A 16,712-nucleotide genomic window follows, 5' to 3' on the forward strand; every position below is an offset into this window, starting at 1 on the left:
TAAGATAGACTAATATTGTAATACTAGAGATTATATAATAGATTTAACTTTTTATTAGCCAAAAACATGTTTCTCTATTTGGGACATAATTACATAACAGGCTGATTTTTAACACTAAAATTAAATTTTATATTAAAAAATAATAATTTGTCATTAAAAAAACATGTAGTAACAAATATTATTTATAAATTTAGCCATTCAAATAGCATTAAATGTGAGTTTCATTTTACATCTTTTACTACTGGCAACAATTATTACATACAACTATGATATTGAGCTTTAACTCTTAAGTAAGAATTAAAAAATAGCATCAAAACTTAGTACATTATTTATCATTACCTGTTTCGCATTTTTAGAAGCAGGCCATTATTACCACCGCCCCGAGTACATATTACCCGCCTGAAAACAGCTTATCATCCTAGTATACCTCACTTTATCTCTTTAAAAGGTAAAGGCTCTGAGTCATTGTGTTGGTATACAGCTAAGCGACAACCTATTTAATATAGTTCTTTTTATGAAGTCTGAATCGTCAACCGCCATTACCTTTGAAAGTAGGAGGAAGCCGCAATTTTTAGATACTTTTGAACCTCGGGTTAAAAACTATTTTATTGCTATAATGAAGTTTGTAGCCAATGCTTTTAACTTACCCGCACCACTCACTAACTTATTTAGCCTGCCGAATATTTGGTTCAAAATGGGCCATTCAGGTAGTAAAAAGGTAACTCGTTCTGTGGACTATAGAAAGTACCGCATCGATATCTGTAGAATAGAGCAAGCAAGAGTAAGCGTATTAACACCTCAACAGAAAAATGCCTTATCGTTTATAGGAGGACCTGTCCTGAATAACATTGATGCACCTTCCATCACTGGCACAAGATCTCTGACTGAACGCAAAAGAAGGAAGTCTTCTACCTCGTCGGCACCAGGAGCTTTCCATATTAATACAAAAAAAGAGCCTCTTTATATATCTGCCCTGCAAACTGAAACCGAACAACTGGCTAAAATAGGCAGTTGGGAATATGTGGTGGGAGCTAAAAGCATTACCTGCTCTAAATTTATATACCAATTCTTAAATATTCCGCAGGAGAAAAAGATACACCAGTTTTATTCTCTCCTGCCTTACCTCTCGGTTGAGTATAGGGCGCTAGTGCAGGAAAGTTGGAATGAGCTGTTATCAGGAATAACAAAGGAAATAAACCATGAGATACGGCTGAACGATGACCAGGATTGCAAATGGATCTGTTTAAAAGCTAAAGCTGTAATGGAAGGCTCCCGGCTAGTACGAATCATTGGCATTATTCAGGATATAACAGAAGCAAAAAAGCATGAAGCACTTATACTAGCAGAAAAAGAAAAAGCGGAGCAGGATAACAAATCTAAATCTGAGTTTGTGTCTGTTCTGAGCCACGAAATACGCACTCCGCTTAATGCTATCATGGGGCTAACGCATTTGTTGTTGCAGGAGGAAAGCATTGTCGCAAACAATAAATCGAATTTGGAGTCTATTAACTTTTCGGCACAGAATATGCTAGGCCTCATAAACAGCACCCTGGATTTTTCTAGAATTGAGGCTGGCAAAATAGAACTGGAGAAAATTAACTTTAACCTTAAAGGATTGCTACGGGACATTCATAGGTCGTTACAACCCAAGGCCCTGGAAAAGCAACTTAATTTCGAGCTGGCGTTTGACCTGAATACACCGACAGAGGTTGCAGGTGACCCTACTAAACTAACGCAGATCTTAAATAACCTGGTATGTAATGCCATTAAATTTACAGATCAAGGCAAAGTAAAGCTTTCTGTAGATGTAGTGTACCAATCTAACAACGATTGGGTACTGGAGTTCGCGGTAACCGATACAGGTATGGGCATTCCGGAAGATAGGCAACAGCTTATCTTTGAAAGCTTTACACAGGCCAACAATGCCATTAACCGGCAGTATGGTGGCACTGGCCTTGGCTTGAGCATTACAAAAAAGCTTGTAGACTTGCACAAAGGCAGCATTAAAGTAAACAGTTCGCCAGGGCAGGGTTCAGAATTTTCGGTGCTGCTCCGATTTACCAAACCTCAACCATCTCTTGCTACCTTGAAAAGCAATACCAATACTGATAATCCAAATACTGGCTTGAAAGGCACCAAGATATTGGTAATTGATGACAACTTATTTAACCAAATGGTTGCTAAGCAATTGCTAACCACCTGGCAGGCTGAGGTAGATACCGCCAACGACGGTGCACATGCACTTGAGAAGGTAAAAACCGCTCAATACGACCTCATTCTGATGGACCTGTACATGCCCATCATGAGCGGTTTTGAGGCTATATCGCAACTGCGCCGAACAGGTTACCAGATGCCCATCGTAGCCTTAACAGCCAACTCCAGTGAAGAAGAAAAAAACAAAATAATAGCTTTAGGCGGAAACGATTACCTGACAAAGCCATTTATCCCGCAGGTTCTGTACAACAAGCTGGTGCAGCAGATTAACACAAAAAGATTGGCAAGCTAATTTATATTTGCTACGACCTGGTTGAGCAAGAGTCAAAAAAGTATTTTATTAAACGAGTATAAGCAATATGTCTGTAATTGAAACTCCCCCCCCTACAACAATCTTTGTTCTGGAAGATGATCTTTGGTACTCTCAATTTTTATCGTACCACCTTTCACTGAACCCTGATCATAGAGTGGAAGTGTTTAACGATGTAGACAGCTTTATAGGCAGGTTACATGAGCAACCACACATTGTTACACTCGACTATTACTTGCCAGGTTATGCGGGTGAAACTATACTGAAAAAAATTATGGCTCAAAGCCCTAACACCTACACATTGGTGGTATCGGGGCAGGATGACATTAGCAAAGCCGTGGACCTGATGAAACAAGGAGTACACGACTACATCGCTAAAAACGATGAGACAAAAGAGCGGCTCTGGAGTGTAGTAGAGAAAATAAAGCAAAACTTATCGCTTAAAAAAGAAATTGAAGTACTTCGTAAAGAAGTGAAACAAAAGTACTCGTTAGGTTCGGAGCTTGTAGGTAGCTCAGAGCCTATGCAAAAGATTTTTACGCTGGTGGAGAAGGCGTCTAATAGCAATATCAATGTAACCATTACTGGCGAAACCGGCACAGGCAAGGAGCTTATTGCAAAGGCTATTCACCAGCATTCTAACCGCTCTAACAAACCGTTCGTAGCGGTCAATATTTCGGCAATTCCTAGCGAACTACTTGAAAGCGAATTATTTGGTCACGAAAAAGGATCTTTCACAGGTGCTACCAATCAGCGCATCGGCAAGTTTGAGGAGGCAAATGGAGGCACCTTGTTCCTTGATGAAATTGGGGAGATGAACATAAACCTGCAATCTAAGCTGCTGCGCATTTTGCAGGAAAGGGAAGTTACCCGCATAGGTGCTAAAGGAACGGTGGCTATAGATGTTCGCATCCTTACTGCAACACACCGAAACCTTATTGACGAGGTAAAGAAAGGTAACTTCAGAGAAGACCTATACTACAGGCTGCTTGGCATTCAGATTCATCTGCCACCGCTGCGAGACAGAGGACATGATCTGCTTTTGATTGCCCAGAAGCTGCTGGCAGACTTTTGCCATCAGAACGCCATGACTCCCAAACGCATTACCCCTGATGCACAAAAAGTACTTCTGAAGCACAGCTACCCCGGTAACGTAAGGGAGCTAAAGGCAGTGGTTGAGTTGGCAGCCGTACTCTCCGACAAAGACACCATTTCGCCGGAAGACATACAATTGCCGGAACACAAGCAGGACCTGCAGTCGTCGCAGCTTCCTGAAGAAAAAACACTGGACGAATACATTGCGGAAACGGTACAGAAGTACCTAGACAAATACAACTACAATGTGCTAAGCGTGGCTGATAAACTGAAGATAGGAAAATCTACTATCTACAGAATGATCAGGAAACGAGAGGTATATATTGCAGATAAGCATTAAAGGCTTTCGGTATACTTACCTACTCCGGTACTAGTACAAGCAGAAGCAAAACTGGCAAGTATAATGCCATTGGGCTAAGCAGAAAATATTCTCAGTTTACCCCAACTGCTACTGTATATATGAAAAACAAACTTAGTCACAATAAAACACAACGGGCAACAGGAGTAGCACAAAGCGCCTCCCCCTTTAACAAGAGTGGTATTAAGTTCTTACAGCTTGCTTAAATTTTTTATTATCAGTATACTTTACAGTAGTTATCCCCACCGGAAAAATATTGTCCGACACGTAACTCTTACTTAGTGGCTGTTATGACTTACAGATAGGCGAATAACCTTATCTGAAGCACCAGCCAGTCTCACTGATGTTTTTAAGCCACTTCTTTACCAGTAGCTCTGGCTGAGTCCTCTTTTTATTTTATATTAACAGTAGCAGTTTAAACCTTAAATGGAAATTACTAAGCAAGTTATCGAAACCAACCCCAATCCAATTTATGTAAAAAATGAATTGGGCAATTTTGTGCTGGTAAACAGTGCCTACGCCGCCTTAAAAGGTATGAGTGTGGAGGAGCTTTTATTGAACAAAACCAGCGAATTAGATTACTCACACGAGCGCGATCTGGAAATACTGGCATCTGGAGAGACATCTAAAGTTGAAGAGTTCTACAAGCTTAAGAATGGGAAAAAGGTCTGGTATCAGACAACCAAAACTGCACTTCCTCAGGAAAACGGAGTTAACTTCCTGCTATCTGTTTCTTCAGAAGTTACCGAATGGAAAGAGGCCATTCAGGTTGCCAAAGAGACAGTTAAAGCCAAAGATGCTTTTCTAACAAACATGACCAATGAGATTGTTACACCAATCAATGCAATCATTGGCATGGCAAGGCTCATTAAAAAAGGCTTTTTGAACAAAGCGCAGGAAGAGTACGTGAACATTATACTTTCTGTAGCAGATAACCTGCTGTGCCTCCCCTCTAATATAGATGATTACGGCAAATTAAATGATGGGAAACTGGCTGTAGAGTCGATTCCGTTTAATTTGATGGCTACACTCCGCGATGCGGTCAGGGCGCTGAGTCCTTCGGCTACCGAGCAGGGCCTGGAGCTTATCTTTGAAGAAACTACCGATACCTTCCCGATTGTAGAAGGAGATCCTTTTCGACTTACTCAAATACTGACTAACCTGATTAAGAATAGTATTAAGTTCACTAAGAAGGGACAGATAACTGTTTCAATGCAGTTAGTGAAGCATACCGATAAAAACGTTAACATCACATTCTGTGTAAAAGACACAGGCATAGGCATTACCAGGGAAAAGTTTGACACCTTACTGCAAAACCTAAACGAAAAAAACACCCAAACACCTCCCTTATTTGCAGGTACAGGCCTAGGCTTGGCCATTTGTAAAAACCTGGTAGAATCGCAGGGAGGTAAAATATGGGTAGAGAGTGAGGCAGGGAACGGAAGCAGCTTCTTCTTTAACCTAACTTTTCAGGTAAGCGAAACAGTACCTCAAACTGACTCGTCGCTTCAAAAGCCGGCAAACCTTAGAACTTTAAACCTGCTGCTGGTAGAAGACAACCAGGTAAACCAACTGCTCGCCATTTCACAACTAGAAGAATGCGACATCACCATCGATGTGGCATCAGACGGTGAAGATGCCATCGAAAAGGCCCGCAAAAAAGCCTACGACTTAATTCTGATGGATATCCAGATGCCGATTTTAGATGGTATTGAAGCTACCGCACGCATCCGTTCGGAGTACAACCCCAACAAAGACACGCCTATTATTGCCTTTACAGCCAATGCGCATAAAATAGATCTTGGGAGATATAAAAGTGCAGGCTTTACGGACTATCTGCTGAAGCCTTATAACAAATCAAACCTATTTCTTATTATATCTAAATATACTGGCCAGCCCTTAAGGCGCAGGGCCAGTAGCAAATCGAAATTTGGGACTGACTCAAAGCCTGCCGCCCTGTACGACTTTTCAGGTCTGGGCGACCTGGCCAACGACGCCAAGTTTATTCGTAAGATGCAACAATTGTTCTTAGATACAGTGCCCTCACAAATAAGCGAACTACAACAAGCTATTCAGCAGCAAGACTGGGAGCAGGTTATGCATATTACGCACAGGCTCAAATCTACATTCGGGAACATAAAAATTGTGGGTGCTACCGAAGATTTACGCAAAATAGAAGTTATTGCCCGATCCAGGCAAGGTATAGAACAGATCCCGCCCCTGTTTCAGAGTGTGCAGGAAACTACTAATAAAATAGTAAGCATTTTTGCCAATATCCTGCAGGTGGAAGCCTGAAATCCCCTGCACTTAAATTCAGATATTTTACCTCCGGAAGGCCACTTTCATTAAAATAATTTGGCGCCACAAACAAAGCCTCGTTGGGTTTTAGCTTGTGGCGCCAAATTATTTTTGTTCCGACAAGTGTTGTAGCTGCATAGTAGTAATTTGTGCTAAAATGGGAGCCGCCTGCTTTCCATTAGTAAAAGTTGGTGCCCTTAACCAAAAGAAGTATCATAAGCCGCTAAAGTAAGGGTACTACCCTAAGGGCATACTAGCCCAATAATGCTCCGGAAGGGTATTTTTATTAGAATAATTTTTCCCACTGCCCTGGCCTAGGTACTTCTCCCCTGTTAAGTTCATTCCTATTTGCTTGCAGTTGCAGCTGTACTAATACACACTAGCTGCCTCCTAATCCACATTTTCTCACCCATGTTTCATTTTGGGAATACAATGTTCATAATGAGACAGCCTTAAAGAATAAATGATGTAGGTGATATGGCCAAAGTTGGTAAAATACGGCTAAATAAGCCCTTAGAGCCCTTTTTTAGTATTTATAACACATATTATATAATTTATTAGTAGTGGCACGATATTTCTAATATACCCTGCAAAAGGAAATAACAGATTTATTTTAGAATAATACAAAGTAGTCTAACCTCCGATTTATTGCCCATTACAATGGGAGATCCGCACGTTCACACATTTAATTTTTAACTACAATAAAGACATCAGTCAAGCTGATTAATTATATGAAGAAGAAACTACTTATTGTTGATGACGAACCTTCAATAGGTTTAATTCTGGAGCACTACTTTGCTAAAGAGTATCAGGTAACTATTAAACTAAACGGCCAGGAGGCTATGAACTGGTTACAGGAAGGAAACCATGTTGATTGCATTGTGGCTGACTATGAAATGCCCTTTATGAACGGGTTTGAGTTCATCAGACAGCTCCAAGCCAGCATTTTTTTCAGAGATATTCCACTGGTTATGCTTTCCGGCAAAGATGAGACCAGCGATAAAATCCAATGCTTGCGAGAGGGGGCCGACGATTATATGATTAAACCATTTAATCCAGAAGAGCTAGAGATCAGAATAAAAAATATGCTTCGCCGCATTAAGATCTAGAGCAGTTGAATATGAGAAAAAAAATAGTTTTTCTGGCATCGGATCACCAGCAGGCACCGGCATTTAAAGCACACTTTAGCGAGGAGTTTGAGGTGCAGCATTTCGACAACCCGACCCATTTACTGTCGTGGTTAACACAGGCTGAACAGTTGCACGCCATTTTTAATGCAGCCAGCCCTGTCTCTCCGCTCGGCCTTAACCTGATCAGAACAGTAAAGAAAAGTTTGGGCTTGAAAACCCCGGTATTTTGGATTACAAAGGAAGCTATTACTCCAATTCTGCGGGAAGCACTACTAAAAGCAGGAGTATCTGATATTTACTACCAACTGCCAGACAAGCAAGCCATTGTGACCAGACTCAATTATCTGAATTCGCCTAAGGCTACCGCCGGTGATGTAAACATAAGCCGGTTTGCCTTTAAGTTTTCTTATAGGAAAAGAGCTTTTGATATTGTTTTCTCGGCAACCCTGCTGATCTGCCTGTTACCGTTGCTGCTGCTGATAGCCTTGCTTATTAAACTTGAATCTAAAGGGCCAGTACTGTATTACTCTTATCGGGTGGGCGAAGGCTACAAAAAGTTTAAGTTCTGGAAGTTTCGCTCCATGCGCCAGAATGCCGACCAGCTGCTGCACACTATAAAAGATCATAACCAGTACAAAGCGGCTATGCCAGTAACAAAATTTGAAACAGGCGCTCTTTGCAATGCATGTGCGGAATACAACATGAGTTGCCAAAACAAATTGGTAGGTCCTACAGGAAAGGAGATTTGCGAGAAGCAATACCACCTCACAAAAAAAGGAAACGGTGCAGCCTCTTTCATAAAAATTGTGAACGATCCACGCATTACCAGAGTCGGAAAATTCATACGCAATACCAGCCTCGATGAACTTCCGCAGCTCTATAACGTGCTAATTGGCGATATGTCGATAATAGGCAACAGGCCACTGCCGCTATATGAAGCCGAAAAAATTACTACCGACCAGTACGTAGCCCGCTTTATTGCACCGGCAGGCATTACAGGACTTTGGCAGGTAAACAAGCGAGGTAAAGGCGATATGTCTGAAGAAGAACGGAAAGCCCTGGACATTGAATATGCCGAAAAATACTCCTTTAAGCGGGACCTCCTTATTATTCTAAAAACTATACCAGCCATGTTTCAAAAAGAAAATGTTTAAAAATGCTTAATATGAGAAAAATTTCACTCGCAATTTTATTGGTGCTGCAGGGCATATTTGCCTTTGCTCAAACCGATGCCGCTTTAAGTCCTGACTGGGAAAAAAAGTTATTTAACTCCGAGTATGCTCTCTCAATACTAATTGATGCCGCCCTTGCAAACGCTGCAGAACTGGAGCACGCAGATGCCGGAAAGCTGATGGCCCTGGAGCAGAAAAAGATCATTAAGAAAAGATTTTATAGTGGTTTTGCCTTAACCTCTTCTTATCAATACGGCACCTGGAACAACTTTGGTTGGGCTGGCGAACCAGTGAACTCCTTCAACGCCTTTAACTCGCCGTTACGAGCAAACTACTCCCTTGGCTTTAACGTGTCGTTGCCACTAGGTGAGTTATTGAGCCGCCACAACACCATAAAACAACAAGACCTGGCCATTGCGCAGGTTGAGGCTGGCAGAAAACTTACTGAAAGAGAGATCAGACAGCGCGTCATTACCATGTACCAAAGCTTAGTGCTGGCAAAGGCGCAGCTAGAGTTACATCAGCAGTCTTTTCAGTCGGCGGTTGTAAGCCATGAGTTGGCAGAAAAACAGTTTAAGAGTGGCGAAATAATGATAGATGTTATGTCTAATGTGCAGCAAAACTATACAAACACTGCTGTGGCATTACAATCAGCCAAAATCAATTACGAGACAAATCTTCTAATGATGGAAGAAACAATTGGAGTAAGAATAATCGACTTAATACAAATAAAATGAAGCTAACAGAAATTTTCAGACTTATAAGCCGAAACTGGTTCCTGCTAATAGCAGTAACCTCTGTCACGATGGCATCTATATACTTCTTCACAGAAGGCCAAGATGACCAATACACCTCAGACACCACCATTTATACGGGTATAGCAACAGGTTATAACCTAGGTAACGTTACAGAAAGCACAGCACAATACAAGGCCGCTAACAATGCATTTGCTAACCTTATCTCTATCATCGACTCCAGAGATATCAGAAAAGAGTTAGGCTTCCGTTTGCTGGCCTCGCACCTTATGCTGAAGTCGTACGATGCCAGTATTCTGAAAGAAAGCACCTATAATACACTGCAAGAGCAAATCCCGGCTTCCTTAAAAGCCAAGCTAGTTGGAGCAAGCTTAGAAGAAACAGCTAAAAACCTATCTAATTATTACCATGCCTCTAAAAGCAATGTTATCCGTGATATCATTCATTCAAGCGACCTGGCTTATTCAGAGAGAGCATTTAAATCAATTCTGGCTAGACGTATAGGAGAAAGTGACCTGTTACAAATTTCGTTTACTTCTAACGATGCAGCTAATAGCAAGAATACACTTGACCTGTTAACAGAGTTAGTTATCCGCGATCACAAAAAATTATTTACTGCCCAGTCTGAGTCTGTAGTCGATTATTTTGAAAAAGCAACAGAGGCTTCTTTCCAGAAACTGAAGCAGGCTGAAGAAAATCTGTTAAGCTTCCAGAAGTCAAACAACATTATTGATTTCAACTCTCAGGTTGGAAGTACTGCCACAGAAAAGAACAACTTAATGGGTAAGTACAACGACCTCGAGATAGACTATGCCGGTGCGCTTTCTACCTTAAACTCTCTGGAACAGAATTTAAAAGACAGAGGCATTCCAAACCTCTACAGCCAGGAAGTACTGCAGCTTAAAAACAAGCTCTCAAAGATCACCACCGAAATTGTGCAACTGGAGCTGCTTAACAAAGGTAAATCAAACACTGCCCAGGAAAGCCGCATGGCTGCTCTGAAACAGGAGGCTGATGAATTATCCAAAAAGATGCTCGGCTCCGTGGATAAGCATTACTCCAACACCCACACCATACAAGGTTTGCCTACAGCTGCTATGCTAACCGATTGGGTTAAAACAACCTTCCTTATTGAGGAGTTGAAAAGCAAAATGAGCCTGATCAACAAACAGCAGGCTATGTATGCCAGAGAGTATGAAAAGCTGATGCCACTTGGTGCTGAGAATAAAATGATTATCAGAGAAGTAGACATGGCGGAGCAAGAGTACCTGGCGCAGTTAGATGGCCTGAAACAAAGTAAGCTCAACCAGCAAAACTTCGAGATAATTTCGCAACTAAAGGTAATTGATCCTCCTTACCTTCCGGGCGGCCCTATTACTTCGTTACGCATTGTAATCACAATTTTAGGTGGTATTGCAGTAATGTTACTTACGCTTGGCTTTATTCTGACACGTGCGTTCCTAGATCAATCGTTACGCAAGCCATCTGTAGCAGCTAAGAAAATCCAGTATCCAATTTTTGGAGTTCTGCCAGAAACGGATGCTTCTACTCCCAAACAATTACAGCTTGCTCAAAACGCTGAAGACCAACTGGCCCGCCAGCTTATTCTTAAAATGAGACAAAAGAATAGCACAGCAGGACCATTTGTTGTGGGTGTTCTGAGCAGCATGTCTGGAGAAGGCAAGACAGCACTTTGCCACACACTTGCCAGCAGCCTTTATGCAATGGGCATCGAGACGCAGGTGCTATATCCTGAAAATCACAAGGGTCAAACTGTTGCTGACGTGCACAGCAGTTTTTATGCGCCGCTACATGGTGTTCTGACTGACGCCAACATTGCCGATCTGGCAGGTGTAGGTTACCTCAACAACATGGTAATATTAGTAGAGTTCCCGGCCTTGCTGGAAGACACTTACCCAGTATCGTTGTTGAAGCACCTGGACCTTGTATTGCTTACCGTACGATCTAACCGCACCTGGCAGCAGGCCGACAAGATTATGTTCGAAAATATTCAGAAAGTAACTACGGCCCCTATCGAGACTGTACTGAGCGCTGTTCAGTCAGACGATGCCAAAGAAATGGTGGTTGTTCGTCCGAAGCATGTGGCACAGGAGCAGAAAGCCCTGCAAGCGCCAAAGGCCTTAACTACTGCCTAATCAGTAACCTTCCATTTAATTCTTCTTTCGCTTTATTCTGTTTAAAGCAGCTCTGGAGCGAAAGAGGAATTAAAATTAACAACCTGCTCACTTCTTATCAACAGCACAAACTATTACTCTAATGAGGCAACTTGTAATATCTTCTGAAAAAAAGTCACCGGCCTTTGCATTGCTACTTGTAGTAATGGCGGCTGTGGGTTTTGGCTGGTTAACCGCTCAGTTCGGTTTGCTGGTGCCTGGAATAATGCTTAGCATTTTGCTTCTACTGCCTTTTGTCTACGCTATCTTTACTGAGCCTAAAGTTGGCATTATCACCTTCATCGCTTACTGCTTTGTCTTTAACTTATTTGCCAGGGAAATAGGTCACTTTCCGTACCTGTACGTAATTGAAGGCTTACTTTTACTTTCCTGGTTAGGTGCCATTTTTCATACCAACAGGAAATTTGATTGGTCCTTTGCAGGCAATGAAATAACTGTAATTGGCGCCATCTGGATGTTTATCAACATTCTGGAACTCCTAAACCCTGCAGGCTCCAGTGTTTTAGGTTGGATGGTAGATATCCGGTATACACTGCTATGGCTGCTTACTGTGCCACTTTGCATGGCGGTTTTCAACAAGCACAAAGACCTGAACACTTTCCTAATACTGATTACCGCCATGTCGTTGCTGGCAACTATAAATGGTGTAAAGCAGATAAAACTTGGCCTTTTTCCGGGTGAGCAGCAGTGGTTAGACTCTTATGGTTATGTAACACACCTTATCTGGGGTCAATTACGGGCCTTCTCATTTTATCCGGATGCCAGCCAGTTCGGCGCTTCGCAGGCACACCTGTTCATTATTGCCTTCGTGCTGGCGCTAGGTCCATTTAAACTTTGGAAAAGAGCATTATGCGCACTGGCAGCCTTGGCATTTTTGTATGGTGAGTCTATATCAGGTACAAGAGGAGCCGTGTTCACCTTGTTCGTAGGCATAGCCGTTGTGTTGTTTATCAACAAAAACATTAAAATAACCATTATCTCTTTTTTCATAGTAATTGCCGGTTTCTGCTTCCTTAAATACACCAGCATTGGCGAAAGTCACTTCGAAATAAGAAGGATGCGATCTGCGATCAAACCAAACGACGATTCATTTAATGCACGCTTAATTAACCAGGCTAAGTTAACAGAGTACCTCCGCACACGCCCGTTCGGGGGTGGTGTTGGAGCCATTGGTTACACTGGTGTAACTTATAACTCAGGCACGTACCTGGCTACTATTCCGCCAGATAGCTACTGGGTAAAAATATGGGTGGAATACGGTATCGTGGGCTTCGTGATCTGGATAAGCCTGATGATGTATATCATAGGAAAAAGCTGCGGCATTGTGTGGAACACCAAAGACAAGGGGCTGCGCTACAAACTAACGGCCCTCACAGCAGGATTTACAAGTATTATTATAGTTAGCTACGGTAACGAAACCATGAATATGTTTCCGTCTTCTATGATTATCTACGTGTCGTGGGCCTTCATTTTCCTGGGACCGAAACTAGACAAAGAAGCAGCATCACAACAACTTCCAGCACATGCTTAACCCCTTGGTTTCCATTATTTCGGTTAACTACAACCAGGCGGCCGTTACCTGCGACATGGTGGCTTCGCTCCAGAAAATCAGTTACCCGAACATCGAAATAATTGTAGTTGATAATGCCTCACCTTCAGACGATCCGGAACAGATTGTAGCACGATACCCACAGGTAAAGCTCATCCGATCGGCCAAAAACCTGGGATTTGCTGGAGGCAACAATTTAGGAGTGGTACACGCAGCAGGCGAGTTCCTTCTTTTTCTGAATAACGACACTGAAGTAGATCCAGGCTTTTTGGAGCCCATGGTAAACCTCTTTAAACAGAACAAGCAGGCTGGTGTAGCCTCTCCTAAAATTATTTACCACGGCACAGACAACCTGATACAGTATGCAGGCTCTCATGGCATAAACCCCTGGACAGGCCGTAGCATTACCATTGGGCAGTTGGAGCAGGACAAGGGGCAACATAACAAATCGGCCATCACTAAACTTGCAGATGGCGCTGCCATGATGGTACCTAGGCAGGTAATAGAGAAAGTAGGCCTGATGCCCGAGCTTTATTTTCTGTACTACGAGGAACTGGATTGGTGTGAGATGATAAAAAGAGCAGGATACAGCTGCCACTATGTTGCCTCCTCCACCATTTACCACAAAGAGTCTGTATCGGTGGGCAAGGCATCTGTTCTTAAAACCTATTACATGAACCGCAACCGGCTCCTTTTCATCAGAAGAAACATTAGCGGCTGGCCTTTCTGGTCGAGCATGCTCATCTTCCTGCTGGCCGCCATACCCAAAAAAGTGCTGGAGTTCAGCATAAGTTTTGAGTGGAAACACCTACAGGCACTGGCCCGGGGGCTTTGGTGGAACCTGACGACGCGCAACATTTACACTACACGTCGCCTCAGCACCATTAACCAGCGACAACCAAAAGAACTTGCATTGCCTTAACAGGAACAGGCATAACCCCATTGAAAATATTGCCTCAAAATGCTCAGGAAGGCTGTTTTTATTAGAATAATTTGAGCAGCCCTTACAATAAACACTTAACAAACAATTAGCACAGCACTTGCACTGCAGCCCACAACCCTAACAGCTATAACAAAACTTTAAAACCCATGTTTGTAATTGATTTATTCTTTGATATTGTACTGTATAGCTTAGGGATTTTCCTGCTACTGAATTGCTGCTATTTGCTGTTCTTCTCGCTGGCAGGTCATAAAAAGGCGAAGCCACTACAGGAACTGCTGAAAAAAAACCGCCCATTCTGCGTGTTGATTCCAGCATATCAGGAAAATGAAGTAGTACTTGAGACAAGCAAAGCAGCCTTAGACCATAAGTATGCCGGCAAGTTTGATGTATTTGTAATAGCAGACGGACTATTGCCAGAAACCATTAGCAAACTTAAAAACTTAGGTGTAGGCGTAATAGAAGTGGCCTTTGAGAAAAGCACTAAAGGCAAAGCGCTGGCTACCGCTCTAAATATCCTACCTGAGAATAAATATGATATAGCCGCCATTCTGGATGTAGATAACATTATGGGCGCTGATTTTCTGCAAGAGGTGAACAAGGCGTTTGGGGCAGGTTATAAAGTAGTGCAAGCTCACAGAACAGCTAAAAACCTTGACTCAACTTTTGCCTTTCTGGATGCCTGTAACGAGGAAATTAACAACCACATTTACAGAAAAGGGCATTATGCCATCGGTATGTCTTCTGCCTTAATAGGTTCTGGCATGGCTTTCGGTTTTAACTACCTCAAAGAACTCCTCAACAACATTGGCGAAACAGTAGGCGAAGATAAAGAGCTTGATTTCAGGATAGTGAAGAACCAGGATAAGATCTGCTACCTCGATGAGGTATATGTATATGATGAAAAAATAGAAAACGCCAAGGTTTTCACACAGCAAAGAACCCGCTGGATAGCAGCTCAGGTAGAATTCCTGAAAAAGTACGCTGCAGAAGGCGTTACACAGTTCCTTAAATCCGGCAACTACGAATTCTTTAATAAAGTAGCACAAGCCTTTCTGGTACCACGTATGTTGCTGATCGGTATTTTAGGAATGCTTTTTCTGGTATCGCTGGTAGTGCCGGTTGGCCCCTCCCCCGTTTTCTGGGCAATACTGCTCTTCATGTTAAGTGCGGCCCTGTTTATTGCCCTGCCAGGCCGGTTCTACAAAAACCCAAAACTCTTGCAAGCTTTCATTCAGTTGCCTTATGCTTTGTTCTGCATGGTAAAAGCGCTAATCCAGATAAAAAAAGCTAAGAAATCATTTCTTTCTACCCCACACAAGGTAAAAGCAGTCTCAACAGAAGTTCATGTTTAACAGATAAAACTATTACACCATGCCATTCGAAATTTTTGCCCTCCCAGCCATACTATTTTTATTAATCGGCTTCTTCAGCAGCTTTATCAGCAACCAAAAAGACTAGTACTTATTATGAAGTTTATTGAAATTAGCTTTTGGATGGCAGCCGCCTTGGTGTTTTATACCTATTTCGGATATGCGCTGGTGGTGTGGGTCTGGGCCAAAATGGCAGCAGGAGCTCAAAAGAAGAAACAACTAAAAATCTATGAGCCTGAAATTACCCTGGTAGTTCCAGCTTATAATGAAGCTCCTATTTTAGAGAGCAAGATAAAAAATTGCCTTGCCTTAGATTATCCTAAAAATAAGCTTCGTCTGGTATTTATTACCGATGGCTCTACCGACAACCCGGAAGAAATTCTGGCAGCCTACCCGGAAGTGCTCCACTTACACACCCCTGTTCGCGGAGGCAAAGCCATGGCAGAGAATCGGGCTATGGAGTTTATAAACACACCTTTTGTAATATTTACCGACTGCAATTCTTTCCTGAACAAAGAGGCTGTAAGAGAAATTGCTAAGCATTACCAAGATCCGGCCGTAGGCGCTGTTTCAGGAGAAAAGAAGGTGATGGCTCAAGACTCTGCTCCAGGCGCTGGCGAAGGACTCTACTGGAAATACGAATCGTTTTTGAAACGCTGCGACTCCGATATCTATAGCTTAATGGGAGCTGCAGGAGAACTAGTATCGTTCCGGTCGGCACTTTACCAACCGCTTGAAAAAGACACTATACTCGATGATTTTGTACAGTCGTTGCGCATTGTAGAAAAAGGCTTTAAGGTAGTTTATGAGCCACTGGCTTACGCCTCCGAAACCCCCTCTGATTCTATTGCAGAAGAAATGAAGCGCAAAGTAAGAATTTGTGCGGGAGGCTGGCAGTCCATGTTCAGACTAGGTGCATTGCTCAACCCGTTTCGTCAGCCGGTGGTAACATTTCTGTACGTATCGCACCGGGTACTGCGGTGGAGTCTGGCACCACTTATGTTACTGCTCCTGTTTCCGCTTAACCTAATGCTGGCTCTGCAAAACAGCCCCTTTTATATCCTGGTGTTTGCGCTGCAGGTCATATTTTACGCTGGGTCGTGGGCAGGCTGGAAAGCAGAGGCAAAAGGCAAAAAAATAAAAGCACTGCTCCTTCCGCTCTATTTCACCATGATGAATGTGGCCGTTTTTATAGGTTTTTTAAGGTTTATAAGAAAGGCACAGCCAGCAGCCTGGGAGAAAGCAAACCGTTCGACAGTTCCGGCTGTGGGTGTTGAATAAGCCATCGTAACCGAAACTGAATTTAGTATTAAAATAAAAAAG

11 protein-coding genes are annotated in these 16,712 nt (G+C 42.6%); all 11 read left to right on the top strand.

The features are described from left to right. Positions 1 to 616: 616 nt before the first annotated feature. The 11 genes from ACMA1I_RS09980 (at position 617) to ACMA1I_RS10030 (ending at position 16,670) form a co-directional block, all read left to right on the top strand. A complete protein-coding gene (locus tag ACMA1I_RS09980) occupies positions 617 to 2,506 on the top strand; it encodes a response regulator (RefSeq protein WP_337068174.1) in 1,890 nt (629 codons plus the stop codon). A 67-nt stretch (positions 2,507 to 2,573) separates the two neighbouring features. After that, complete coding sequence (locus ACMA1I_RS09985; protein WP_337068175.1) at positions 2,574 to 3,959, top strand: sigma-54 dependent transcriptional regulator; 1,386 nt, start codon at positions 2,574 to 2,576, stop codon at positions 3,957 to 3,959. 444 nt (positions 3,960 to 4,403) lie between these two features. Continuing rightward, positions 4,404 to 6,272 (top strand): response regulator, encoded by a 1,869-nt coding sequence (locus ACMA1I_RS09990; protein WP_337068176.1) that lies wholly within the window; start codon positions 4,404 to 4,406, stop codon positions 6,270 to 6,272. Positions 6,273 to 7,006: 734 nt separating this feature from the next. After that, positions 7,007 to 7,384, top strand: a complete 378-nt coding sequence (locus ACMA1I_RS09995) for a response regulator transcription factor (RefSeq protein WP_337068177.1) — start codon at positions 7,007 to 7,009, stop codon at positions 7,382 to 7,384. Positions 7,385 to 7,395: 11 nt separating this feature from the next. Further along, entirely contained in the window at positions 7,396 to 8,559 is a 1,164-nt protein-coding gene (locus ACMA1I_RS10000) for a sugar transferase (protein WP_337068178.1), read from the top strand. An 11-nt stretch (positions 8,560 to 8,570) separates the two neighbouring features. Further along, entirely contained in the window at positions 8,571 to 9,314 is a 744-nt protein-coding gene (locus ACMA1I_RS10005; protein WP_337068179.1) for a TolC family protein, read from the top strand. Further along, entirely contained in the window at positions 9,311 to 11,488 is a 2,178-nt protein-coding gene (locus ACMA1I_RS10010) for a GumC family protein (RefSeq protein WP_337068180.1), read from the top strand. Before ACMA1I_RS10005 ends, ACMA1I_RS10010 begins: the two co-directional genes overlap by 4 nt. Positions 11,489 to 11,609: 121 nt before the next feature. Then, positions 11,610 to 13,058 (top strand): O-antigen ligase family protein, encoded by a 1,449-nt coding sequence (locus ACMA1I_RS10015; RefSeq protein WP_337068181.1) that lies wholly within the window; start codon positions 11,610 to 11,612, stop codon positions 13,056 to 13,058. Beyond that, a complete protein-coding gene (locus ACMA1I_RS10020) occupies positions 13,051 to 13,998 on the top strand; it encodes a glycosyltransferase family 2 protein (protein ID WP_337068182.1) in 948 nt (315 codons plus the stop codon). Before ACMA1I_RS10015 ends, ACMA1I_RS10020 begins: the two co-directional genes overlap by 8 nt. 167 nt (positions 13,999 to 14,165) lie before the next feature. Next, on the top strand, positions 14,166 to 15,371 hold the full coding sequence (locus ACMA1I_RS10025; protein WP_337068183.1) for a glycosyltransferase family 2 protein: 1,206 nt from the start codon (positions 14,166 to 14,168) through the stop codon (positions 15,369 to 15,371). 114 nt (positions 15,372 to 15,485) lie between these two features. Then, positions 15,486 to 16,670: a glycosyltransferase family 2 protein gene (locus ACMA1I_RS10030; protein ID WP_337068184.1), complete on the top strand. Its 1,185-nt coding sequence runs from the start codon at positions 15,486 to 15,488 to the stop codon at positions 16,668 to 16,670. The last annotated feature ends 42 nt before the right edge of the window (positions 16,671 to 16,712 follow it).

This window comes from Pontibacter sp. 13R65 (genome assembly GCF_047525655.1).
In the GTDB taxonomy this organism is placed as follows: domain Bacteria; phylum Bacteroidota; class Bacteroidia; order Cytophagales; family Hymenobacteraceae; genus Pontibacter.